Source organism: Leisingera sp. S2M4 (assembly GCF_055398055.1).
Genome location: NZ_AP040863.1, coordinates 98,935 through 123,384, shown reverse-complemented (window position 1 = coordinate 123,384; position 24,450 = coordinate 98,935). Strand labels below are relative to the sequence as shown.

At 62.7% G+C, this 24,450-nt stretch carries 22 protein-coding genes; 14 read left to right on the top strand and 8 right to left on the bottom strand.

Going from position 1 to position 24,450, the window contains the following annotated elements; all coding sequences use genetic code 11:
* The first annotated feature begins 181 nt into the window (after positions 1-181).
* Complete coding sequence (gene bhcR, locus ACZ52D_RS19490) at positions 182-997, top strand: HTH-type transcriptional regulator BhcR (RefSeq protein ID WP_464443747.1); 816 nt, start codon at positions 182-184, stop codon at positions 995-997.
* 88 nt (positions 998-1,085) lie between these two features.
* On the opposite strand, the gene ACZ52D_RS19485 is transcribed toward bhcR, so the two are convergent.
* From ACZ52D_RS19485 to ACZ52D_RS19455, 7 genes are all read right to left on the bottom strand, one after another.
* Positions 1,086-1,916 (bottom strand): bifunctional allantoicase/(S)-ureidoglycine aminohydrolase, encoded by an 831-nt coding sequence (locus ACZ52D_RS19485; RefSeq protein WP_464443746.1) that lies wholly within the window; start codon positions 1,914-1,916, stop codon positions 1,086-1,088.
* Positions 1,917-2,034: 118 nt separating this feature from the next.
* Positions 2,035-3,120, bottom strand: coding sequence for a molybdenum ABC transporter ATP-binding protein (gene modC, locus ACZ52D_RS19480; protein WP_464443745.1), 1,086 nt, complete (start codon positions 3,118-3,120; stop codon positions 2,035-2,037).
* The gene (gene modB, locus ACZ52D_RS19475; protein ID WP_464443757.1) at positions 3,121-3,813 is read right to left on the bottom strand and encodes a molybdate ABC transporter permease subunit; all 693 of its coding nucleotides are present in this window, start codon (positions 3,811-3,813) and stop codon (positions 3,121-3,123) included.
* Positions 3,814-3,821: 8 nt separating this feature from the next.
* The gene (modA, locus tag ACZ52D_RS19470) at positions 3,822-4,622 is read right to left on the bottom strand and encodes a molybdate ABC transporter substrate-binding protein (protein WP_464443744.1); all 801 of its coding nucleotides are present in this window, start codon (positions 4,620-4,622) and stop codon (positions 3,822-3,824) included.
* Between the two features lie 104 nt (positions 4,623-4,726).
* Positions 4,727-5,290: a chemotaxis protein CheD gene (locus tag ACZ52D_RS19465; protein WP_369924910.1), complete on the bottom strand. Its 564-nt coding sequence runs from the start codon at positions 5,288-5,290 to the stop codon at positions 4,727-4,729.
* 28 nt (positions 5,291-5,318) lie between these two features.
* Positions 5,319-6,260, bottom strand: a complete 942-nt coding sequence (locus ACZ52D_RS19460; RefSeq protein ID WP_464443756.1) for a CheB methylesterase domain-containing protein — start codon at positions 6,258-6,260, stop codon at positions 5,319-5,321.
* A 166-nt stretch (positions 6,261-6,426) separates the two neighbouring features.
* Positions 6,427-8,787 (bottom strand): methyl-accepting chemotaxis protein, encoded by a 2,361-nt coding sequence (locus tag ACZ52D_RS19455; RefSeq protein WP_464443743.1) that lies wholly within the window; start codon positions 8,785-8,787, stop codon positions 6,427-6,429.
* Between the two features lie 421 nt (positions 8,788-9,208).
* On the opposite strand from ACZ52D_RS19455, the gene ACZ52D_RS19450 reads away from it, so the two are divergent.
* The 8 genes from ACZ52D_RS19450 to ACZ52D_RS19415 all read left to right on the top strand — a co-directional run bounded on the left by ACZ52D_RS19450 (position 9,209) and on the right by ACZ52D_RS19415 (position 16,160).
* Complete coding sequence (locus ACZ52D_RS19450) at positions 9,209-9,496, top strand: STAS domain-containing protein (protein WP_222456019.1); 288 nt, start codon at positions 9,209-9,211, stop codon at positions 9,494-9,496.
* On the top strand, positions 9,493-9,867 hold the full coding sequence (locus tag ACZ52D_RS19445; RefSeq protein WP_222456020.1) for a response regulator: 375 nt from the start codon (positions 9,493-9,495) through the stop codon (positions 9,865-9,867). Before ACZ52D_RS19450 ends, ACZ52D_RS19445 begins: the two co-directional genes overlap by 4 nt.
* Position 9,868: 1 nt before the next feature.
* Positions 9,869-12,052, top strand: coding sequence for a chemotaxis protein CheA (locus ACZ52D_RS19440; protein WP_222456021.1), 2,184 nt, complete (start codon positions 9,869-9,871; stop codon positions 12,050-12,052).
* A complete protein-coding gene (locus tag ACZ52D_RS19435; RefSeq protein ID WP_039135497.1) occupies positions 12,042-12,524 on the top strand; it encodes a chemotaxis protein CheW in 483 nt (160 codons plus the stop codon). The genes ACZ52D_RS19440 and ACZ52D_RS19435 overlap by 11 nt, the downstream gene beginning before the upstream one ends.
* Positions 12,521-13,384, top strand: coding sequence for a CheR family methyltransferase (locus ACZ52D_RS19430; RefSeq protein ID WP_369928325.1), 864 nt, complete (start codon positions 12,521-12,523; stop codon positions 13,382-13,384). The genes ACZ52D_RS19435 and ACZ52D_RS19430 overlap by 4 nt, the downstream gene beginning before the upstream one ends.
* 33 nt (positions 13,385-13,417) lie before the next feature.
* Positions 13,418-13,804 (top strand): response regulator, encoded by a 387-nt coding sequence (locus tag ACZ52D_RS19425; RefSeq protein WP_222456023.1) that lies wholly within the window; start codon positions 13,418-13,420, stop codon positions 13,802-13,804.
* Between the two features lie 2 nt (positions 13,805-13,806).
* Positions 13,807-14,133, top strand: a complete 327-nt coding sequence (locus ACZ52D_RS19420) for a hypothetical protein (RefSeq protein ID WP_222456024.1) — start codon at positions 13,807-13,809, stop codon at positions 14,131-14,133.
* A gap of 377 nt (positions 14,134-14,510) precedes the next feature.
* The gene (locus ACZ52D_RS19415; protein ID WP_464443742.1) at positions 14,511-16,160 is read left to right on the top strand and encodes an FAD/NAD(P)-binding protein; all 1,650 of its coding nucleotides are present in this window, start codon (positions 14,511-14,513) and stop codon (positions 16,158-16,160) included.
* 10 nt (positions 16,161-16,170) lie between these two features.
* Here the strand turns inward: ACZ52D_RS19415 and ACZ52D_RS19410 are convergent, their stop codons facing one another.
* Positions 16,171-17,118: a LysR family transcriptional regulator gene (locus ACZ52D_RS19410; protein WP_464443741.1), complete on the bottom strand. Its 948-nt coding sequence runs from the start codon at positions 17,116-17,118 to the stop codon at positions 16,171-16,173.
* A 67-nt stretch (positions 17,119-17,185) separates the two neighbouring features.
* On the opposite strand from ACZ52D_RS19410, the gene ACZ52D_RS19405 reads away from it, so the two are divergent.
* The 5 genes from ACZ52D_RS19405 to ACZ52D_RS19385 all read left to right on the top strand — a co-directional run bounded on the left by ACZ52D_RS19405 (position 17,186) and on the right by ACZ52D_RS19385 (position 24,400).
* The gene (locus ACZ52D_RS19405) at positions 17,186-18,583 is read left to right on the top strand and encodes a lyase family protein (RefSeq protein ID WP_464443740.1); all 1,398 of its coding nucleotides are present in this window, start codon (positions 17,186-17,188) and stop codon (positions 18,581-18,583) included.
* Complete coding sequence (locus ACZ52D_RS19400) at positions 18,580-20,073, top strand: aldehyde dehydrogenase family protein (protein WP_464443739.1); 1,494 nt, start codon at positions 18,580-18,582, stop codon at positions 20,071-20,073. Before ACZ52D_RS19405 ends, ACZ52D_RS19400 begins: the two co-directional genes overlap by 4 nt.
* 51 nt (positions 20,074-20,124) lie before the next feature.
* A complete protein-coding gene (locus ACZ52D_RS19395) occupies positions 20,125-21,222 on the top strand; it encodes an aldo/keto reductase (protein ID WP_222456029.1) in 1,098 nt (365 codons plus the stop codon).
* A 71-nt stretch (positions 21,223-21,293) separates the two neighbouring features.
* Positions 21,294-22,640 carry a dimethylsulfonioproprionate lyase DddP gene (dddP, locus tag ACZ52D_RS19390; protein WP_464443738.1) on the top strand — a complete coding sequence of 449 codons (1,347 nt, stop codon included), beginning with the start codon at positions 21,294-21,296 and terminating at the stop codon, positions 22,638-22,640.
* Between the two features lie 89 nt (positions 22,641-22,729).
* Positions 22,730-24,400 carry a BCCT family transporter gene (locus ACZ52D_RS19385; RefSeq protein ID WP_464443737.1) on the top strand — a complete coding sequence of 557 codons (1,671 nt, stop codon included), beginning with the start codon at positions 22,730-22,732 and terminating at the stop codon, positions 24,398-24,400.
* Positions 24,401-24,450: the final 50 nt, after the last annotated feature.

Genomic DNA, 24,450 nt, shown 5'->3' with positions numbered 1-24,450 from the left:
CGATTTCCTGCACCTTAATACGGGGCGGCGCGGAGGGAAATTTTTTTGAAAAAAGCTTTCACAAATGCAGAAAAGTTAGAATTTTCGCATGAATTCAAGTGCTTTAGTTTTTTCACTGTACAGAATGCGTTTTCATAATTATCCATAAGCTGCTGTTGGAATTGCCTTGGGAGGCTTGAAAATGTCGCAGGCACCGCGTCGCAAGGGGCGCCCCAAAGCGTTCAACGCCAGCAGCCAGCCTGCCACCATCCAGTCGCTGGACCGGGCGCTGGACGTGCTGGATGCGCTGGCCGGGGCCAGTGGCATGACGCTGACCGAGCTTGCCACCGCGCTGGACCAGTCGGCGGCCACCATGTACCGGGTGCTGTCCACGCTGGAGGCGCGCCAGATCGTCGAGATGGAGCCGCAGACGCAGACCTGGCATATCGGCGCGATGGCCTTTCGCCTCGGCTCTGCTTTCCTGCGTCGCTCTGGCGTGATCGAACGCGCCCGACCGGTAATGCGCGAGCTGATGGAGGCGACTGGCGAGACCTCCAACCTCGGCATCGAACGCGGTGGTGACGTGATGTTCGTGAGCCAGGTGGAAACCCATGAATCGATCCGCGCCTTCTTTCCGCCGGGAACCACGTCGCCGATGCACGCCTCGGGCATCGGCAAGGCATTGCTGAGCTGTTACGGCGACGACCAGTTGACCCGGTTCCTACGCGGCCGCACGCTGGAGCGTTTTACCGCGAAAACCTTGACCTCGGCGGATGCTTTGCGCGCGGATCTGGAAAAGATCCGCAGTCGTGGATGGTCCTTCGACGACGAGGAAAAAGCGCCCGGAATGCGCTGCGTCGCGGCGCCTGTCCTGGGCATGCAGGGCGAGGTGCTGGCGGGAATTTCGGTTTCCGGCCCGACCGCGCGGATGCCTGACGGCGGCATCAGCGGAATTGGCACCCTGGTCAAGGAGGCCGCGGCCAAGCTGTCGCATGGGTTGGGTGCCCCGGCGGGCTGACGGCAGACTTACGGCGCTGCATGAAAAGAACGCCCCGGAACCATCAAGGGGCCGGGGCGCGAAATCTTGGCTTGTCAGAACTACCGCATCAGCGCTGCGGTGCCAGCGGCATGTGGCGGTTCACATCCTTGTAGAGCAGGTAACGGAATTTGCCCGGCCCGCCGGCATAGCAGGCCTGCGGGCAGAAGGCGCGCAGCCACATGTAATCGCCGGCCTCGACCTCGACCCAGTCCTGGTTCAGCCGATAGACCGCCTTGCCCTCCAGCACGTACAGCCCGTGTTCCATCACATGGGTCTCGGCAAAGGGGATCACCGCGCCGGGCTCAAAGGTGACGATGGTCACATGCATGTCGTGGCGCAGGTCGTTGGGATCGACAAAGCGGGTGGTGGCCCATTTACCCTCGGTGCCCGGCATCGGGGTCGGGTCGACATGGTTTTCGTTGGTGACAAAGGCGTCGGGCGCGTCAAGCCCCGCAACCGCCTGATAGGCCTTGCGGATCCAGTGGAACCGCACCGGCGCATCGCTGTTGTTGCGCAGGCTCCAGTCGGCCGCGGGGGGCAGGTAGGCATAGCCGCCTTCTTCCATCTCATGGACTGCGCCGTCGATGGTCAGCGTCATGGAGCCTTGGACGACAAACAGCACTGCCTCGGTGCCTGCTTCGGTTTCCGGCCGGTCACTGCCGCCACCGGGCAGCACCTCGGCGATGTACTGCGAGAAGGTCTCGGCGAAGCCGGACAAGGGGCGCGACAGCACCCAGAAACGGGACTTCTCCCAGAATGGCAGCAGGCTGGTGACGATGTCGCTCATCGTGCCCTTCGGAATCACCGCGTAGGCGTCGGTGAACATGGCGCGGTCGGTCAGCAACTGTGTCTGCGGCGGCAGCCCGCCTTCTGGTGCGTAGTAGGATCGTTTGGTCATCGGCTGCCTTTCCTGCTGAAGTGCTGCCCTATTGATACCCGCCTGCTGCGCGCAACCGAACTTGTTTCCGTATCAAGGATACCTGAAGGATTGTTTTGCTATTTTTGAAGGTGGATCTTCACTGGCCCCGCCCGATGTCCACCGGAGCGATGGACACGGTCTTGAGCACCGCGTGGCAATCGACACCGGGGGCCAGGTCCAGGGCAGCGGCCGAGCGCCGCGTCACACGGGCGAGCACCCTGCCCGCCGGCGTTCGTAAGGAGACCATCGCCCCCGGCCCGCTGCCGGTGCGAATGTGCTCGACCTGTCCGGGAAGGATATTGAGCGCTGACAGTCCCTCGGGACGTTGGCGCGACAGGATCACCTCATGCGCGGCGATGCGCACGCGAACCGTCGTGCCGGGCGTGCGGTCAATACGCGGCAGGAAAAGCGCCACCCCGCCCGCGTCCAGCTCTGTCAGACCATCGCTGTGGTGGCAGCGCACGCGCGCTTTCAAAAGCGCGCCGGCAGAGCGGACACCGGTCGGCATGACCTCGGGGTCGGCCAGAACATCGGCGGCGGCGCCCTGATGCCGGACCCGGCCATCCTGCATGACGACAACGGTCGTTGCCAGTCGGGCAACCTCGGCTGCCGAATGGCTCACATAAAGGATCGGTATGCCGATCTCATCACGCAGCCGCTCGAAATACGGCAGGATCTCCGCCTTGCGCGCCTCGTCGAGGGCTGCCAGGGGCTCATCGGCGAGCAGCATCCGCGGCGCTGACAGCAAGGCCCGGCCAATGGCCACCCGCTGTTTTTCGCCGCCAGACAGCAGACCCGGCCGCCGGTGAAGCAGCGACCCTATTCCCAAAAGCGCCACAACCCGGTCCAGGCTTTCAGGCTTGCTGCCCCGGGGCGCGAATTTCTGTCCATAAAGCAGGTTCTGCCGGACAGTCAGATGTGGAAACAATCGGGCGTCTTGAAATACGTAGCCCATCCGGCGCTTGTGTGGGGGCAGCCAATGGCGTTGATCGGTATCGCCCAGCACCTCGCCATCCACCACGATGCGTGCGCGATCGGGGCGCAGCAGCCCCGCAACCGCCTGTACAACCGTGGTCTTTCCGGTACCTGAGCGTCCGAACAGGACCGTGACCCCCAATGGCGCATCAAAACGTACGTCCAGTGAAAAATCGGGCAGACGGTGTTTGAGCTCGACAGACAGCATTCAGCGTCCTCCGACCCGTGCCGCGACCCGGCGCGCCAGCCATTCAGACAGCAACAAGGCGGCCAGCGCAATCGCGACCGAAATCAGCGTCAGTCGCAGGGCCGCGCTTTCGCCGCCGGGCACCTGCAGGAAGGCGTATATCGCGGAAGGCAACGTCTGGGTCTGGCCCGGAATGTTGGAGACGAATGTGATCGTGGCACCAAATTCGCCCATCGCCTTGGCAAACCCCAAGACCACCCCGGCGAGCACCCCGGGCAGGATGAGCGGCAGGGTCACCGTGGTGAATACCCAGGGGCGCGATGCGCCCAGCGTTGCCGCGGCTTCCTCCAGCTTGGGGTCGACCGCCTCGATCGACAGGCGGATGGCGCGGACCATCAGGGGAAATCCCATGATCGCCGCCGCCAGCGCCGCACCGGTCCAGCGAAAGGCAAACACCACGCCGAATTGCTGAAGGGCTGCCCCGACGGGTGCCTTGGGCGCGAAGACCATCAACAGCAGATAGCCCGTCACCACCGGCGGCAGGACAAGGGGCAGGTGCACCAAGCCGTTCAGAAGCTGCTTGCCGCGAAACTGGCGTCGGGCGAGGGCATGTGCGATGAGCAGGGCCAGCGGTAAGGCCGCAAGGGTTGCCCAGAATGACACCCGCAGCGACAGCTGTACCGCCTGCCATTCCGGCGGGCCGAGCCATGCAATGACACCGCTCACTTGCGGACCGCTCTGAAACCGTGGCGCAGGAAAATGGCCTGGCTCTCCGGCCCGCTCAGGAACTTGATGAAGGCCTCTGCCGCCTGCTGCTGGCCCGCGGTCACGGCAGCGATGGGGTAGACGATGGGCGGATGGCTGTCAGCGGCAAAGGTGGCAACGACGGACACCGTCGGCTCTGCCCGCGCGTCCGTGGCATAAACCACACCCAGCGGGGCCGCGCCCGCGGAGACCAGCGCCAAGGCTGCGCGCACGTTGGCGGCTTGGGCCACCTTGGGCGCCACAGCGTCCCATTGATTGAGCGTGCTCAGCGCCGCCTTGCCGTAGATCCCGGCAGGAACCGCATCGACCAAAGCCATGGCCAGATGCCGATCGCCCAGCACCTCGGCGAGATTGGTTTGAGCAAGGTCCAGCGGCGGGGCGTCGGCGCCATGCGCGATCAGAACCAGGTCGTTGGCGAGGAGGTCGCTGCGACTGCGAGACGCGACAAGACCGTCCGTTTCCAGCACATCCATCCAGGTCGTATTCGCCGAAAGGAAGACATCCGCAGGCGCACCGAGCTGAATCTGACGCGCCAGCGCTGAGGAGGCCGCGTAGGAGAGGATGACGTCCTCGCCGGTGGCCCCGGTGAAGGCGTCTGCCGCCTCGTCCAGGGCGTTCTTCGTACTTGCAGCGGCAAAGACCGTTACCTGCGCCGAGGCAACAGAGCCGAAACCGCACAGGACAGCGACCGCCAACACGGCTACCCAATGGAGCAGTCGACGGCCAGTAACCTCTGATGATGCCTTGCGCTTGGTCATGTCCCTTAAGGAATTAACCGTGCCCGCAAATACGGGCAATCGGTAATTCACGGCGCCACGGCGTCTGCTGCCAGCAAAGACTGGCAGGCGGCAGCAATATCTTGTCAGAACAGGTCGACGACACCAGCGCCCGCGGCAGCCGGAGCCGGGGCCACAGGCGGTGCTGCAACGGCGCGCTGCTCCAGTTCGCCCAGCTGGCGGTCGTCCTGCACATGGGTCTGCTGCGCCGCACCGGAGCAGGGGTGGAAGCGGACCCGCCGGGCCGAGGTGCCGCCAACGCTCGACGAGATGCAAGGGATGCCCTCGTCGCGCAGGAACCGTTGGACGAAGTCGGCATTCGCCGCGCCGATGTCCGACAGGTTTACCGACATCTTGGCACCGCCAAACACCTTGGCCTTGAGATTGGAGCGCACCGCGCCCTTCTTCATGATGCCGTTGATCAGCAGCTCCATCGCGTGAATGCCATAGCGGGCGTTGGCCGCCCCACCGCCCCTGGCATTGGCCAGCAGGAAGTGGTTCATGCCTCCCACCCCACGGTCGGGGTCATAGATGCAGGCCGCGATGCAGGAGCCCAGAACCGTCGAGAACACGGTCTTGGGGTCCGTTGTCACGCGGTAGTCTCCTTGCAGAACAGTCACGGGCTTCGTGTTGGCAAAAACATTGTTCAAGGCTAGTTCGTCCCTTCCTGCGATCTGTTCAGGCCTTGCTGGCCTGAAGGAGAGTGCTGGCCATGTGGGCCAGCGGCACCTGCTGCTGGGCTGCCCCCATCTCCCAGGCAACCCTGGGCATGCCATAGACGACCGAAGATTTCTCATCCTGGGCAAAGGTTTTGGCGCCTGCCTTGCGCAGCTCCAGAAGGCCGCGGGCGCCGTCCTGTCCCATCCCGGTCAGAATTGTGGCTACAACGTCCTTTCCATATGGCACGGCAGAGGTGAACAGCGCGTCAACAGACGGCGTATGACCGGAAATATCCGGCCCTTCTTTCATCCGCAGCCGCCGAGGGGCGCGGTTGCTCAGCCCCATGTGGCGGCGCTGACCGGCCGCAACATAGACATAGCCGGGTTCCAGCGTCAGCCCGTCTTCGGCGGCGCGGACCCGCGCCGGGCAGATGCGATCCAGCAGCGACACCAGGCCAGAGCCGAAATTTTTGCCGGTATGCTGCACGATCAGAGTGGGCGGGCAGTCAAATGGGAACCCCACCAGGACATTGCGCAACGCCTCGACCCCGCCGGTAGAAGACCCGATCAGGATCATCTTCTTGCTGCCCCCGGCCGCGGCCGCAGGGCGGGCCGCAGAGCCGACCGCGGCGCCGCGACCACGACGCGGGGCCTTCACCATCATGTCGAAATGCTGGGCGAACTGACTGGGGTGATCCGCCTTGGTCAGCTCGAAGATGCCGGCGCCGACGTCCAGCAAAGGTGAAGATTTCCGGGCCGGAGTCGCGCCGAAAGTGTCCATGACCGACACCCAGCGCGTGTCCATGGCCGAAAACAGCGCCATCATCATTTCGAATTCGGGCAGCTTGGTGAACCCGTCTTCGACAAAGGCAAATACCGGCTGCGCCGCCTCGGCCTGATTGTAGGCCATCATCAAATTGTTGGCCAGATACACCTTCATGCCTGGATAGGTTTGTTCCATGTAGCTTTTCAGCGACATGGCAAAGTTTCGATCCGTGGTAATGATCAATAAGTTCTTCGAAGACAATGGGTTCCCCAATCTCGTTTCAGTGTCGCAGAAATGGGCGACACAGATTGCCATGGTCAGAGGATGCCGCCGCCGGTGCGGCGGCATCCCTGGTTAAGGTTCAAAAATCCTGCCAGACATCGCGCGCGGCATTGCCATCGCTCGCCATCACCACTGCGGCGGCGCCGGCCGCTTGGCTCCGCGTGTCGGCGCCTTTTCGGGCCTCGGCGAGGGGGGGGCGTTTGCCAGCGGTTTCGAGCGACCCGGCAGGCTGCGCGTCACCGCCGATCACGCGGAACTGGCCGACCAGCTCAGCCAGCTTCCCGGCATCGCTGTTGAGCATATGCCCGGCCGCGGTGGCCTGTTCGACCATCGCCGCGTTCTGCTGGGTCACCTGATCCAGCTGGGTGACGCCGGTGTTGATCTCATGCAGGCCGGTGGATTGCTCCGCCGCACCCTCGGCGATGCCGGAGACCAGCTGCGAGATATGGGTCACTTGCGACACGATGCTTTGCAGCGCCTCGCCCGCCTTGCCAACCAGATCCACGCCGCGCTCGACCTGCTTGGAGCTGTCGGAGATCAGCGTCTTGATCTCCATCGCCGCTTCGGATGAGCGTTGCGCCAGCGCTCGCACCTCGCTTGCGACCACCGCAAAGCCCTTGCCGGCCTCGCCCGCTCGCGCGGCCTCGACCCCGGCGTTCAGCGCCAAAAGGTTGGTCTGGAAGGCAATGTCGTCGATCACGGAGATGATCTGGCTGATATGGGCCGAGGATTGCTCGATCTCGGTCATCGCGGCCACGGCGCTTTGGACCACGGCGTCGCTGGTCTCGGCCTCATCGCGGGCCTGCTGCATGGTCGCCTCGACGCTGCGCGCGCCCTCGGCGGCAGATTTCACGCTCGCGGTCAGCTCGTCCAGCGCGGCAGCGGTCTGTTCGAGGGTGGCGGCCTGGCTTTCGGTACGGTGTGACAGGTCGTCCGAGGCCTGGCTGATCTCGGCGGCGCCGCTGCGGATGCTGCCGGAGGCCGCGATCACCTGCTGCACGGTGGCGTTCAGGTTGCTGACGGTGCTGTTGAAATTCTGCCGCAGCTGTTCGTATTCCGGCGGGAAGGGGGTGTCGATGGGCTGCGAGAAGTCGCCCTCCGCCAGGCACATCAGGCCGTTGCTGAGGTTGTCGACCACCTGCTGCTGCTGGCGCTGCATCTCGGCGCGCTCCTCCTCGGCGGCGCGGGCCAGTTTCAGGTCGTCCTGCATCGACAGGAGCGTCTTGCCGATCTTGCCGATCTCGTCGCGGCGCTGCGCGGCCTCGACCTCGGTGTCGAGATTGCCACCGGCGACCGCTTCCATGTTATCGCAGATGCGGTTGATCGGCTTGGTGATCGAACGCGCGAACAGCCAGCCCAGGAGGGACATGCCGGCGGCGAAGATGGCGGAGACCAGCAGCAGCTTGTTGCGCTTGGCCACGGCCGGTGCCATCAGCTCCTGCCAATCCTGTTCGGCAACGATCGCCCAATCTGCAAATGCCAGCGGCAGCGGTTCGGAATAGGCCAGCACCGACTGACCGTTCAGACCTTCGACCTCCGGCAGCACGTGAATTTTACCGTCAAAGGCTTCGCGCATCTGCATGGTATCCGGCAGGTCGGACAAAACCTGGTAACCGCCTGCAAACCGGGAAGAGGACCGTGCTTTTCCGTCCGCCCCTGCCAGGTAGACCTGGGTGGTTTCGCCCATGCCCTGTTCATTGTTGACGATGGCACTCAGCAGGTCCACCGGGATTTGCACCGCAAGCACCCCCACGGTGAGGTTGGCGTCATTCACGACCGGTGCGGCTGCAAAGGCCGCGGCTGCGCCGTTGCTGGGCGCATAGGGTTCCATGTCGGCATAGAAGACGTCGCCGCGGTTGCCTGCGACAGCCTTGCGATACACTTTCGCCAGCCCGCTGTCGCTCAGCGGGCCATTCAGCATATTGGTGCCGAAGTCGCTTTCCTTGAACACCGAATAGACCACGTCACCTGCGAGATTGATCAGGAAGGCATCGTAATAGCCCTTGCTTTCGATCAGAGTCCGATAGGCCGGGTGAAAGCTTTCATGGTGCATGTGATAGGGGGAGTCGCCGTCGCCGCGGGCCAGCAGATGCTTCTTGCCCGTCGGGTTGGGGTTATTCTCGATATAAGCCTTGCGCAGGATCTCACCCGGGTTCCCCTCGAGGTCGTTCCAGGTCATCGTCAGCCATTCGATCGCGGTCGCGGTCGACGGCACCGCCGCCAGGGTTTGCACATCCGCCTGGATGGCATCAAACAGGGTGGTCACCGAGTATTTTCGGTCCGCTACCATGGATCGGAACTGGTCCTCAGCGCTTTGCTTTACGCTGTTTTGAAAAGAGACCGTACTGATCGTCACAAGAGCAGCGGTCATGGCCAGGCCAAAACCGACAACAAAAAGTGGCAGCCGGTAGGCTAGCTTGAGCGATTGCAACGCTTTCATTCTGTTCTCCAAGATCGAGCGGTTCGGGCCACCGCAAATGTCGTTCGAAACAGACTGGTCGCCAGTTCTTAATTTGCGGCTTACGCAAGTGCGATTTGCGCGGTTTCGGGGCTGTTTGAGCGAGCCTCTGCCGCCCCGAAACGGGGTTTGATCGTGCCCTGGCAACCATCACGTGCAATGCCCTGACAGCGGCACGACCAGCGGTGAACTGATTCGCCGTGCGTCGGATTCGCCGCCCGTTTCGCCACCGTGAGGCCCCCATAAAAATTGATCTGATTTCGCGGAATAGATCGCGCGGATTGTCCTTATGAATCCCCGCGAGCGGGCCTCGGGCGGCAATCAAATGTTAAGGCCCGCTGCCTATGACTGGCAGCACAGAAAACGAACTGATCGCCGACAACGGGGGTGCGAATCGCCGAAAATGACAACGGAAACGCAAAAGCATAAATTGGATCTGCCGAACGCCTTTGCAGAGCTCGACCCGCTGGTCTCCTTCCTGCAGGGGGCACGCTCCAAGGCGGTCGAAATCGACTGTAGCGGCGTCGCCCTGATGCCGTCGCGCTGCCTGCAGCTCCTGCTTGGCGCCGAACAGCAGTGGCGCTCCGAGGGCGTCGGTTTCTCGGTCACCAATATCACCGAATCCTGCCGCAAGTCCCTGACGTTGCTGGGATTGGAGCCCAACCGTTTTGAAGACGAGGAAACAGCATGAAAACCAAAGTCCTGGCAATCGACGATTCCCGCACCATTCGGAATCTTCTGGCCGCAACCCTGGAAGAGGCCGGATTTGAATACCACTGCGCTGTCGACGGCCGCGAGGGCGTGGACATGTATTCGGACGTCGATCCTGACGTCGTGATTACTGACATCAACATGCCCAACCTCGATGGGTTCGGCGTGATCGAGGAATTGCGCGGTACCGAGATCAACTCCAAGGTGCCGATCCTGGTGCTGACCACCGAAAGCGCGCCCGAGCTGAAGGCCCGCGCCCGTGGCGCCGGCGCCACCGGCTGGATCACGAAACCGTTTGACGACGCGTCGCTGATCTTCGCCCTGAAGCGCGTAACCGGAGCCGCGGCCTGAGATGTCGGGGTCGATTCAGGATACCTTCTTTGAGGAGTGCGAAGAGCTCCTCGAAGCAACGGATGAGGGGCTGACCGCTATCGAAGGAGGCGATCACAACCCTGAGGTGGTCAATGCGATCTTCCGCGCCGTGCACTCGATCAAGGGTGGCGCCGGGGCCTTTGGCCTGGATGACCTGGTGGCTTTTGCCCACCGGTTCGAGACCGTCTTCGACGAGGTGCGTTCCAACCGACTGGACCTCGATGAAAAGCTGATCCAGCTGCTGCTGCGTTCCAGCGACCATCTGTCGGCGCTGGTCGAGGTTGCCCGCGATGGCGGCCAGGTGGACGAGGCGCACCACGATACCCTGCTGGCGGCATTGGATGAATACATCCCGGAAGAAGAGGAAGACCTGTCTTTCGAGCCGATGGGGCTCGGTGGGCCGACGCCGGTCGGCGATCTCGGCGGGTTTGCCGCTGCACCGGTGGTGCCGCAGGAGGAAACCTACCGGATTCGCTTCCATCCCCTAAAGGAGATGTATGGCACCGGCAATGAACCGTTCTTCCTGTTCCAGGCGCTGCGGGACATGGGCGAGCTGACCGTGACGCTGGACGAGAACGAGCTGCCCGGCTTTGACGCGATGGACGTCAACGACAGCTACCTGGCCTGGGACCTGGTTTTGGTCACCAAAGAGCCGCGCTCGGTCGTGGAAGCGGTCTTCGAGTTTGTCGAAGGTCTGTGCGAGCTCTCCATCGTCGGAGATCACGACGCCGAGGCGGAGGCCAATGCGCTTGCGGCTCTGGACGCAATGTTCAGCGCCCCGCCTGCCGATGGCGCTGCCCTGCCCGACCCGTCGCCCGAAGTGGATAGCGGGACCGCTGCTGCCCCTTTTGAACCGCCGGTCCCCGCACCCGAACCCGAAGCCACACCGGCAAGCGCCGTGGAAAAGGCATCGGCCCCGAAAGCCGAGAGCGGCAAACAGGAGCAGCGCGGTGGTCCCAAGCCGACGCTCCGTGTCGAGCTTGAGCGGGTGGACCGGCTGATCAACGCTGTCGGGGAGCTCATCATCAACCATTCGATGCTGGCGCAGCAGATTGCCAATCTGAACGTGGCCGATCTGCGCGATGTCGAGACCGAGCTGGAAGGCTTCAAGAACCTGGCCCGCGACATTCAGGAAGGCGTCATGGCCATCCGTGCGCAGCCGGTGAAGCCGCTCTTCCAGCGCATGGCCCGCATCGTCCGTGAGGCCTCGGCCGCCACCGGCAAGACCTGTAAACTGGTCAACGAGGGCGAAAACACCGAAGTCGACAAGACGGTGATCGAACGGCTGTCCGACCCGCTGACGCATATCCTGCGCAACGCGGTCGACCACGGCATCGAAAAGCCCGAGGACCGCGAGGCGGCGGGCAAGCCCGCCACCGGCGAGATCCGCCTGTCGGCCTCGCACCGGTCGGGGTCGGTCTGTATCGAGATCAAGGACGATGGCGCCGGTGTGAACCGCCCGCGCGTCAAGCAGATCGCGATCGAAAAGGGGCTGATCCCGGAAAATGCCGAGCTGACCGACAGCGAAATCGACAACCTGCTGTTCATGCCCGGTTTTTCCACCGCCAAGGAGATCTCGAACCTCTCCGGCCGCGGTGTCGGCATGGATGTGGTGAAGAATGCGGTGACCGGTCTCGGCGGGCGCATCAACATCTCCTCCGCGCCCGGCAAGGGCTCGACCTTCACCATCATCCTGCCGCTGACCCTGGCGGTGATGGATGGCATGGTGGTGTCGGTCGCGGACCAGACCATGGTGGTGCCGATCACCTCGATCGTCGAGACCATGCGCGGCAGCGATGACATGATCAACAACCTGGGCGCCGACGGCACCCTCCTGTCGATCCGCGGCAACTTCGTCCCGATCTGCGATGTCGCCGGTGCCCTTGGGCTGTACCGCGAGAGCGAACAGCAGGCCGGCGTCTATCTGCTGGTGGAAACCGAAACCGGCCAACGCTGCGCCCTGGCGGTGGATGACATCCACGACCAGCGTCAGGTGGTCATCAAGAGCCTCGACGGCGTCTGCGGGGAAATTCCCGGTGTCGCCGCCGCAACCATCCTCGGAGACGGCAAGATCGCCATGATCCTGGACCCTGAAAGCATCATTGCGGCCTCGCCCACGGCAGCCGCCTTTGACACCGAGCGGAGACTGAGCAATGCAAGCTGAAGTTAAGCAAACCGACCAGGAAGTGAAACACGCCGAACACAGCGAGTTTGTCAGCTTTACCGTGGCGGGCCAGGCGTTCTGCCTGAAGATCACCCAGATCCGCGAGATCCGCCGCTGGTCGCCGGTGACCATCCTGCCGCATGCGCCTGCCGACGTGCTGGGGGTGATGAACCTGCGCGGCGCGGTGATCCCAATCTACGACCTGTCCGCCCGCTTCGGCCTGCAGCAGACCGAAGCCAGCGAGCGCAACGTGGTGATCGTTGTCTCGGTGCACGGCAAGCCCGTTGGCCTGCTGGCGGAATCGGTGTCCGAGATCATCTCGATCAATCCCGACGATATCCAGGACACGCCGCCGGTCGATAGCCGCAACACGATGGAGTACATCCAGGGCATCATCTCGCATGATGACACCATGGTGCGCATCATCAACCTCGACGCGGTGATCTCGGCTCCGGAGCAGGTACTGCCGTGAGCGCGGAGGGTTCCATCTCCCCTGCGGCCGAAGGGTTTACGCTGTCGGACAAGGACTTCGAAGCGATTGCGCAGTTCGCGCACAAGCACTTCGGCCTGGCGATGGCCAAGAGCAAGAAGCCGCTGGTGTCGTCGCGCCTCGCCCGCAAGCTGCGGCAGCGCAACATCACCAACTTCAAGGACTATCTTGCCAGCCTGGATGGCCCCAACGCCGATCAGGAGCGCAGCGGCTTGCTGTCGCTTCTGACCACGAACGTAACGCACTTCTTCCGGGAGCCGCATCACTTCGAAACCCTGCGCAACGACGTGTTGCCGGGGCTGGTCGAGCGTGCCCGCAATGGCGGACGCGTGCGGATCTGGTCGGCGGGCTGCTCGAACGGGCAGGAACCCTACTCCATCGCCATGACGGTGCTGGAGCAATGCCCCGAAGCGGCCCGTTTGGACTTCAAGATCCTCGGCACGGATATTGACCCGGTGGTGGTGCGTACCGCCCAGGCGGCCAAATACCCCGAGGACGAGCTGGCCCAGATCGACTCCAAGTATCGCGCGCTGTTGCCGGCCCGCGATGCCGACGGCCGTTTGCCGGATAGCCTGCGCCAGATGATCACCTTCGGGGTGCTGAACCTGATCGAGCCCTTCCCGTTCCGCGGCAAGTTCGATGTGATCTTCTGCCGGAACGTGGCGATCTATTTCGACAACCCGACCCAGCAAAAAGTCTGGAGCGCCTTTCAAAATGTCCTCAACCCGGGCGGTTACCTCTTCATCGGTCACTCCGAGCGCATGTCAGGCCCGGCAGCGCAGCACCTGAAGACGGCCGGGATCACAACCTACCTAAACTCACCCGCAGGCAGGACAAACTGACCGCGGCTGCAAGCAGAGCAGAAGGAAAGATAAATGAGCTTGAAAGACTCACTTCGCGTCATGGTGGTGGATGATATGTCGACCAGCCGGGGGATCATCACGCAGAGCCTCGACGAGATCGGCATCAAGAACTACATGGTCGAAAATTCCGGCCAGGGCGCCTATCAGAAGCTGGTTCAGACACCGGTCCACATGGTGCTGTCGGACTACAACATGCCGGGCATGGACGGCCTGGGCCTGCTGAAGGCCCTGCGCAGCCACCAGGTGACCCAGCGGGTCGGTTTCATCCTGGTGACCGGCAAGCCGACGCCTGAGATGATCCAGGTCGGTAAACAGCTTGGCCTGAACAACATCATCCGCAAGCCGTTCACGGTGGCGACGATGAAGCAGGCCATCGAACAGGTCGTCGGGCGGCTGTAAAGATGGAGCGTCCCGGCAAAGCCCTGAGCGAACTTTGCGCCGCCTCGGCGTGGGAAATGGAACAGCTGGGGCGCCAGATGCAGGCCTTGGAAGACGTTGTTCTGGACATTCTGGAACGGGGCACCGCCCCAACCAGCCAGGAACTTCGATCCTTGCAGGATTTCGATCTGGTGATTCAGACCTTGGCCGGGCTCTCAGGGTTCTACAAACGCGTGCAGGCGCAGGTGGATGACGCCGGCCCTGCCGATCTGCCCGCCGCCGCCGCTGGCGTCACGCTGGAGAAACTCCGCGATCGACTGCGTGCGGCCAGCGAAATGGCCAATACCTGAGCATCGCGGTCCCGCCCCGGTTCGCCGGGGAGGGACAAGTCCTGCCGCTCAGCGGCAGCGCATCACTTTGCAAATGGCTCACACCAGGGATGCTGCCTGCGGTACCAGATGCGACCGAGCGAAGTGACCATATTTTCCTTTGGCAGACACCACCAGACGCCGGTCCGCGCGCAGCCGGACAAGCAACCGTTCCCGAAACCTATTGCCGCCATTGGGCTGCTGAAGCGCACAGCCGCCGCGCGCCGCTGCAACGGACAGCCGCGCTTGCCGCGATCCGATCAACGGGAACCACTTTGTGCGTCCGCGACTTATCTCCTTGCACCTGCAGCCCACTGTGACCCAAGGTGGCGAAAGCGCGCAGAGGAGAGGATGGCATCATGACGCAAGCCCGGCGCCGCGTGGCGATTGTCGGCTTCGGGCCGCGTGGACTTGGCGCGCTTGAGGCGCTGGTGCGACATGCGTTGGTCACCGGAACTTCGGTCGCTATCGATGTGTTTGATCCCTCCCGTTGGCCGGGGGCCGGCCCCAGCTTCAGCCCCGACGAGAGCGAGATCTGCCTGCTGAACCTGCCCCTGCGCAGCATCTCATTGCCACCCCCGCCACCGTGCTCGGGGGTGCAGCAGGATTTTTCGACCTGGCTGAAAGACCGCCTGCAAGACGGCGCGCAGGATGGGGACGCCTATCTGCCGCGCGCGCTGCTCGGCACCTATTTGCATGAGCGGTACAAAGCCCTTTGGGCACAGTTGCCAGAAGCCGTGTCAGTGGAACATCACCAGGCGCGTGTCAACGCGGCGCATCAGGATCAGACCGGCTGGCGGCTGCAGTGCGCGGACCACTCCCACGGCCCTTATGAACATGTGCTGATGTCGCTTGGTCAGCCACAGACGGACCCGGATCCACAGCTCGAACGCTGGCGCAAACATGCGCATCTCCATGGATTGCCGCTGTGCACGGCCTATCCCGGCCATGCGTTGATCGAAGCGGCCGACGCATGGGCCGGGCGTATCGTCGGCATTCGCGGACTCGCCCTGTCGTCGCTCGATGTGATCCGCATGCTGACGCTGGGGCTGGGCGGTCGGTTTGAAGGCACACGCTACATTGCCTCGGGACGGGAGCCCGCCCGGATCATCCCCTTTTCACTGGATGGGCAACCGCCTGCGCCGAAGCCGCTGAATGCCGCGCTGGACGCACGGTTTGACCCGCTGCCGGAGGAAGATGCGGCCTTCGAGGCGGCCCTACACGCCGCGCTTTTGGGGGCCGCGGACGCAGGGCCCTCCGCGCTTTTCGGGGCCCTTGGCGCTGCCGTGGCTCGTGTGATCCATTCCGTCGGCGGGGCAGTGGAGCAGGACGACATCCAGGACTGGCTGCAACAGGAAGTGGCGGCCGCGGGCACCCAGGAACAGCTCGCGACGTCCGAGGCGTTGCGCTGTGGCATCCGGCAGGCGGAGGGCCAGGATCTGCCGACGATCGGCTACACGGTCGGGCAGCTGTGGCGCAAATGGCAGCCGCTGCTCCGCCGTGTTTATGACAGCAGGCCGATCCCCCCGAACACCGCCCGCACCTTTACCGCGTTTGACGAGGGGCTGAAGCGGTATTCCTACGGGGCCCCGATCGAGACGGCGCGCCAGCTGCTGACGCTGATCGAAACCGGATTGGTAGACCCGCGGGCCGCAGACGATCCGGACGTCAGGCTGCGCCCGGAAGGCTGGGAGATACAGGCCGAGGACACGGCTGTGATCGCGGACGTCATGATCGACAGCGTGCTGCCGCCCCCGGCGCTTGGCCAAGTGACGGAACCGCTGGTATCGGGCCTGCTGGAGACAAGGGTTCTCTCGGCTCTTGATGACGGATTGGGCGCATGCTGCAGATCGGATGCGGTTCTGGTCCGGGCAGACGGCACCCCGGTACAGGGGCTCGGACTGGCTGGAAGACTGTCGAACGGCAGCAGTATCGCCAGCGACTCGATCCACGACTGCTTTGGCGACATCGGGGATCGCTGGGCCGCTACGGTGTTGCAACCGACATGACGCGCCATTGCTACAAGGCGTTCACCGTCAGCCCCGCGACACCTCTGAGCCAGCGAAAGAACTGCACCGAACGCCGCTTGGCTTGCTGCCCTTCGGAAATTTCCAGCCAGTAGCCATTTGGCCCAACTACGGTTGTCGGGGAAATCTGGACGAGGCTGCCCGCGCTGAGCTCGTATTCAATCATGTTCCGGTCAACCACGGCGACACCGACCGAGTTCTTGGCGGCCTGAATGGCAAGCTCCAGCGTCGCAAATTCCATGGATGTGCCGCTGGGAAGATCCGGGTTGTCCGGCTCAAGCGCTTGCCAGTCCTCCCACAGGGGAAACCGCACCCCCTTGTCAAAAACATGCAAAAGGCAGCTTGCCCGCATCGCTTCACGGTCTTCGAAAAGCGCGGGTGAGCAGACCGCGATGTGCTGCTCCACCAGCAGTTGCACATGTTCCGATCCCGCCGTGGGATGGGCACCGAAATGGACGACGCAGTCCATACGGATATCCGGCCGTGCCACGGTGTGAATCGCCAGTTCGACACCGGGAAACCGTTGTGGATAGGAGGACAGGCGCCGCGTCAGCCAGCGGGATGCCAAGGTCGGCGGGGCCAGCAGGTTGATCTTCTGCCGCTTCAGGGAGCCGGCTGCTTCGCCCACGGCGTCTTCGAGCAGGCCGAAGGTTTCATACACCCTCTCATGCAGGGCCCGGCCCTCGTCCGTCAGGGAAATACTGTTGCCGACCCGATCAAACAGCTTGAGGTCCAGCGCGTCCTCCAACGCCTTGATCTGACGGCTGACGGCGCTCTGGGTGACACCCAGCTGCTGGGCCGCTCCCGTTACGCTGAGGCAATTGCCGACAACTGAAAACGCCCGGAGTGAGGTGAGACTTGGAAGTGATTTCATGGGGTCGATGCGCAGGTCGTTGGAACAGGTTGTCCCTGACCTAAGGGTTTTGGGCGCCAAGGTCATTACAAAAAGGAATGACCATTCCTTTTTGTAATTTGCCTGAATCCCTGAATTTCCCCAAAGACACGCCATGGCAGCTCGACATGAGGGAGGCGTGGGGCCAGTGGATCATTTCAGGACAGAGCATGATACGCTTGGCGCGGTCTTCGTCCCCGCGGCTGCCTGCTATGGGGCGCAAACACAGCGCTCTGTTGGGATATTTCCCGTTTCTGGCGCACAAAAGCTGTCGGCATATCCACAGCTGATCGAAGCGATGCTGCACGTCAAACGCGCGGCAGCGCGCACCAACGTGGCCATCGGCGCGTTGCCGAAAGACGCCGAAGCAGCGATCAGCGCGGCCATTGACCATCTGCTGTCCCGCCCCTTCGAGACCGATTTTCCCATACATTCATTTCATGGGGGTGGCGGCATTGGCATCAACATGAACGTCAATGAGGCGCTCGCCAATCTGGCAAATCACCGCGGGTTTGGTGCGCCGTTTGGCAGCTACGCGCCGCTGCACCCGAACGACCACATCAACCTCAACCATTCCACCAGCGACTGCCTGTCGACGGCTTGCCATATCGCGGCGCGTGCCGCATGGGCCGGGCTGGAGGCAGAGCTGTGCGGGCTGGTGGATGATCTGGAGCAGTTCGCGGACCGGTCGGGGGATCAGCCCAAGCTGGCGCGCACCTGTCTGCAGGATGCAGTGGATATTCGCGCGGCTGATTATTTTGGCGGGGTTGCACACAACCTGCGGCAGCTGACACAGCGCGCCCAATCCGATGCGAGCGAGCTGGCGGCGGTAAACCTGGGCGGCAACATCATCGGCCGCACCGATGATTGCGATCCGGACTTCTTCGCCCAGATCATGGACCAGTTGAACGCGGTTCTGGAGCAAGCCGGGCTGGAGCATGATCTGCGCCGCGCCGACAATCTGTTTGCCGCTTCGCAAGCCCATGATCCGCTCCAGGCTCTGGCCTCGACGCTGGAACTGATCGCCCGGACGCTTGTCCGTTTCGGCGGCGATCTGCGCCTGATGGCGTCGGGGCCGCATGCAGGCTTCGGCGAAATCCGCTTGCCGGAAAAACAGCCCGGCTCATCGGCCATTCCCGGCAAGATCAACCCGACGATCCCGGAATACACCATGCAATGCGCAATGATGGCCTGTGGCCACGCGGCGACCGTACGCATGACCCAGGATCACGGAGAGCTGGACTACAACCCCTGGCAGATGCTGGTGGTGATCGCCCTGCTCGACATGCTCGCGCTGTTGCAGGGCGGCGTCGCCTCGCTGCGCCGCAATTGCGTGCAGGGGCTGGAACTGAACATCCAGCGCAACACGGAAAATGCGCAGGGCCTGGGGCCGAGCCTCATGCAGCTCAAACGCAAATTTGGCTACAGCCGTGCCTCGGCCGTGGCGAAACAGGCCGCGGGCGATGTGTCTATCGTGCGCGCAGCTCTCTCCGAAATAGAGGAAGTACAATGACACTCGATGCAGATCTGAGCTGGGCCAAAACTTGGCTGAAGGCGGAAAAGAAGCAGTATATCGACGGCCAGTGGGTGACCGGCGCCGGTCAGACCTGGGACGTGAAAAATCCCGCCACAGGCGAAACGCTGAGCACCATTGCGCTGGCCGATGCGGGCCAGGCGGATGCCGCAGCAGCCGCCGCCCACCGCTGCCACCAAAGTGATGTCTGGAGCCGCAAGACCACCCGCAAGCAGCGCGCCGATGTGCTCAATGCCATTGCGCGACTGATCCGGGAGAACACGCAGAAACTGGCCATTCTGGAAAGCCTGCCGAATGGCAAACTGCTCTCCGAGGCCATGGTGGACGATATCCCGACCTGCGCCGAGATCTTCGAATACTACGCAGGTTGGACCGACAAGTTCTACGGTGAGGTCTCCCCGGTCGAAGACGGCTTCCTGAACTTCACCAACAAGGAGCCGGTGGGCGTCTGCGCCCTGATCGCGCCTTGGAACTTCCCGCTCTACCAGGCCAGCCTGAAGATCGCCCCGGCGCTGGCCATGGGCAACACTGTGGTGATGAAGCCCTCCGAATACACGCCGCTGGCCACGCAATTCCTGTTCGAGCTGATCGACCGCGAGCTGGACCTGCCTGCCGGGCTGCTGAACCTGCTGGTCTGCGACGGGCCGGTGGCCAACCACATGACGGTCAGCCGCGACGTCCACAAGGTGTCCTTCACCGGCAGCACCAACGTGGGCCGTCAGATCGTGCAGAACTCGGGCCAGTCGAACCTCAAGGCGGTGACGCTGGAGCTGGGCGGCAAGTCGCCGTGCATCTTCTTTGACGACACGCCGGATCTGGATGCTGCAATCGACCGCGCCTTTACTGTGATGTTCTCGCACAAAGGCGAGAAATGCTCCGAGCCGACCCGCTTCCTGATCCAGAAAGGCAGCTATGACTATGTCATGAGCCGCCTGATCGAGAAGGCCGAGGCGGTGCGCTGCGGCGACCCGCTCTCGCCGGATGCGCAGCAAGGCCCGCAGTGCAACCCGGCGCAGTTCAAGCGGATCATGGACTACATCGAGATCGGCAAGGGCGAAGCTGAACTCGTCGCCGGCGGCTATGCGGATCAGCAGGGTGACAATGCCAACGGCCTGTTCATCCGTCCGACGATCTTCGCGAATGTGCCGGGCTCCGCGCGCATCGCCCAGGAGGAAATCTTCGGGCCGGTTCTGTCCTGCACACCGTTCGACACCGCCGAAGACGCGCTGAAGCTGGCCAATGACACCACCTATGGTCTGGCCGCCGGCGTCTACACCGGCAACATCAATGTCGCGCACCGGATGGCTGACCGCCTGGATGCGGGCATGATCTTTGTGAACCGCTATGGCTGCTACGGCCTGTCCAGCCCGTTCGGCGGTTTCAAGGAAAGCGGCTGGGGCAAGGAAATGGCCATCCACTCGCTCAGCTCCTACACCAAAACCAAAGGGATCTGGATCGCCTACGGGTGATCCTCCCCTATCCTCTCCACCATCCATTCATTCACTAGGAAAGACTGTCGAATGAAATACACACGCCTTGGAAACTCCGGCCTGCGCGTCTCTCGGCTGTGCCTTGGTACGATGAACATGGGATCCAAAGACTGGAAGCCCTGGATCTTTGACGAAAGTGAAAGCGAGCCGCTGATCGGCCATGCGCTGGACAACGGCATCAACTTCATCGATCTGGCGGACTTCTACTCGGCTGGCGAAGGCGAAGCCGTGGTTGGCAACATCCTGCGTCGCCTGGCGCGCCGGGATGAGCTGATCCTGACCACCAAGCTGGGCTACCAGATCGGTCAGGACGTGAATTCCTACGGCACCTCGCGCAAGCATATCCTGGACGCGATCGATGGTTCGTTGCAGCGTCTGAAGATGGACTACATCGACATCTACATGCTGCATTACTTCGACACCGAAACCCCGGTCGAAGAAACCATGGAAGCGCTGAACGACGTCGTGCGCAGCGGCAAGGCGCGGTATATCGGCGTGTCGACCATGTACACCTGGCAATTCGCCAAGATCCTGAATGTCTGCGAACGGCATGGCTGGTCCAAGCCGATCAACATGCAGCTTCAGCTAAACTGCGCCTACCGCGAGGAAGAGCGCGAGATGATCCCCTTCTGCATGGACCAGGGTATCGGGGTGTCGGCGTTCAGTCCGCTGGCCCGGGGCATCCTGGCCAATGAGCCGCACTCGCTGCGCAACAAGACCGATTTCTTCACCGCGCAGATGTACAATGACCAGGCCTCTTACGACATTGCCTGTTCCGTGCAGCGCGTGGCAGAGGCCAAGGGCATCACCGCGCCGCAGGTGGCGCAGGCCTGGGTTCTGCGCAAGCCTGAAATCTCGTCGATGCTGGTCGGCGCGGACAGTGTTGCACAGCTCGACACCGCATTTGCGGCGCTTGAAACTGAGCTCGATGCAGAAGATCTGCACGAGATCGAACGCAACTATACGCCCTGTGACCTGATCAACGATTACACCGCGGAAAAGCGCACCCCGCGCACCCCGCGCGCTGCCATCGGCAAATATGCAGATCAGGCCTCGGAACAACACGACCTGAGCATCCCGAATTCGGAGATCGGCCAATACGTGGACCAGGCCGCGAACATAGCTTGATCAACGGCCCGCGCACCGATGGTGCGCGGGCATTTTTGCATGCAATCAGACCTTAGAAAGGGGATCACGTCATGAATTCTCATCACAGAGATGTCCGAAAGATCGATCCCAGCCGCGGCGCAACGCTGGGTGACAACACCCCCAATGACAATGACCGGGTCGAGATCGGCCCGACCCAGCTGGCCTTCCGCGAATGGGAAGCCGCCGGGCTGCAGCTGCCCGACCTGCAGGCCATGCGCAAGTTCCGCTGGGAGCGACTGACGCGTTTCATCAACGATCGCGGCTACGGCGGCATCCTGCTGTTCGACCCGCTGAACATCCGGTACATCACCGACAGCACCAACATGCAGCTGTGGAACACCCACAACCCCTTCCGGGCGGTGCTGCTGTGCGCTGATGGCTATCTCGTCATCTGGGATTACAAGCAGTCGCCGTTCCTCAGCGAGTTCAACCCGCTGGTGCGGGAACAGCGCGCCGGCGCGGATCTCTTCTACTTCGACCGGGGTGACAAAATCGATGTGGCGGCGGACAAGTTCTCGAACGAAGTCCGCATCCTTCTGCAGGAACACGCGGGCGGCAACAAACGCCTGGCGGTCGACAAGGTCATGCTGCACGGGCTGCACGCGCTGCAGGCGCAAGGGCTTGAAATCATGCCCGGCGAGGAAGTCACCGAGAAGTGCCGCGCGGTCAAGGGGCCGGACGAGATCCTGGCCATGCGCTGCGCCCATCACGCCTGCGAACAGGCGGTGGCAATCATGGAACAGGCCGCGCGCGAGGGTGTGCCGCAGGGCAACATGAGCGAAGATGACATCTGGGCGGTCCTGCACGCCGAGAACATCCGTCGCGGCGGCGAGTGGATCGAGACCCGGCTGCTCACCTCTGGCCCGCGGACCAACCCGTGGTTCCAGGAATGCGGTCCCCGGATCGTCCAGAACAACGAGATCGTCAGTTTCGATACCGACCTCGTCGGCGCCTATGGCATCTGCATCGACATCTCGCGCAGCTGGTGGATCGGCGATCAACCGCCCCGCCCCGACATGATCTACGCCATGCAGCACGGATACGAGCATATCCAGGCCAACATGGAACTGCTGAAACCCGGCGCGAATATCGAAGACATCAGCCGCGCCTGCCACAAACTGGATGATCAGTTCCAGGCGCAGAAATACGGCTGCATGATGCACGGTGTCGGACTGTGCGATGAATGGCCGCTGGTCGCCTATCCGGATCAGATGGTCGAAGGCGCCTTCGACTATGAGCTGGAGCCGGGAATGGTGCTGTGTGTCGAGGCACTGGTCAGCCCCGAGGGCGGCGATTTCTCCATCAAGCTCGAGGATCAGGTGCTGATCACCGACGACGGTTACGAAAACCTGACCCGCTATCCCTTCGATGAGCGCCTGATGGGCCAAACCACCTGAGCAGACATTCCAGCTCACCAATTTCTCGTCAACAGCCCCCAAGGCCGGGGGCTGCTGGCGGACTTGTTTCACCAACCAGGGAGGAAAGCGTGAAACCACCTTTAGACCAATTGGAGATTCCAGTTTCAGAGAGCGGCTTTTACGCCGGCTTCTCCAAAAACGTGGCCGTCGGAGCCAAGCTGCTCGTTTCGGCGCTGATCGTCTGGGCCGTGGCCTTCCCCGAAAGCGCATCGACCGCTCTGGGCTCGTTCAACACGCTCATTCTTGGCGTGTTCAATTACTGGTACATCTACGTCGTCGCGTTTTTCCTCATCCTCTGCCTGGTTCTGGCGATCTTGCCTATCTCCGGCCGCTTGCGGCTGGGCCGCGATGATGAAAAGCCAGAGTTTTCTAATTTCTCCTGGTTTTCCATGATGTTCAGTGCGGGGATCGGGATCGGCATGCTGACCTTCGCCACCGCCGAACCGATCTATCATTTCCAGAACAACCCCAACGTGATCCTTGGTGAAGTGGCCGGCATGTCGGCCGAGACGGTGCGATCGGCCTACGTCTGGTCCTTCGCGCACTGGGGCCTGTCGGCCTGGGGCGCCTATGCGATCGCCGGGTTGGCCTTTGCCTATTTCTCTTACCGGCGCAATCTGCCGCTGACGGTGCGCACGGCGCTGATCCCGCTGTTCGGAAAATCGCTGTCCGGGCCGCTGGGTCACGTGGTGGACATCGTATCGGTGGTTGCCATCGTTCTGGGCATCGCGCAGACGCTTGGGTTCGGCGTGGAGCAATTCGTGGCCGGTCTTGCACGCATTGGTGTCGGCGACTGGCTGCTGGTCGACGACGGAAACGGCGGCCAGAAAGCTTCCTTTGCCGCGATCCTGTTCGCCCTTCTGGTCATCGTCGGTGCTTCCACGGCGTCCGCCCTGTCCGGCGTTGGACGCGGGATCAAATGGCTGTCCAACCTGAACATGGGGCTGAGCTTCTTCCTGCTGGCCTTCTTCCTGGTGTTCGGATCGACGCTGTTCGCTCTTGAGGTGTTCTTTGTCGGCATCTGGGACTACCTGCGCGCCCTGCCCGGCATCAGCTTTACCGTATGGTCCGATGACGGCACCGAACAGGGCGCCGCGCTGGCCGGATGGCAAGGCGGCTGGACCGTGTTCTACTGGGCTTGGTGGATCGCGGTGACGCCATTCGTCGGCCTGTTCCTCGCCCGGATCTCGCGGGGGCGCACGGTGCGCGAATTCATCCTCGGCGCTATGATCATTCCGTCGATCATGTGCTTCATCTGGTTCGCATTCATCGGAGGCACCGCCATTGATCTGGAACTCAACGGCACGGCGGATAACGCGATCCTCGGCGTCGGGATTTCGGATCAGCTCTATGCCACGCTTTCGGTCTTGCTCAGCGACGGGTTGACCTGGGTGTTTTCTGTCGTCGTGGTGATCCTGCTGCTGACCTACCTGGTGACGTCGGCAGACTCGGCCGTGTTGATCATCAACACCATCAATGCAGCCGGCGACGATGGCCCCAAGGCACGCCCCCATATCATCTTCTGGGGATTTGCGCTGGCATTGGTCGTCGGAGCCTTGCTCGTGGTCGGCGGTCTCAAGGCCATTCAGACCGCGATGGTCATCGCCGCATTGCCCTTCAGCTTCGCGATGGTGCTGATGGGCTTTGCCCTGATCAAGGCAATCATCAACGACAGCCGCCGGAGCATGGCCGGAATCGCGTCGACCGTGGAAGACGACGAACCCTTCCCAGCCGAATAACACTGCTTCAAACGACCCGAGCGCCCGCAGGCAATTCCTGCGGGCGCTCT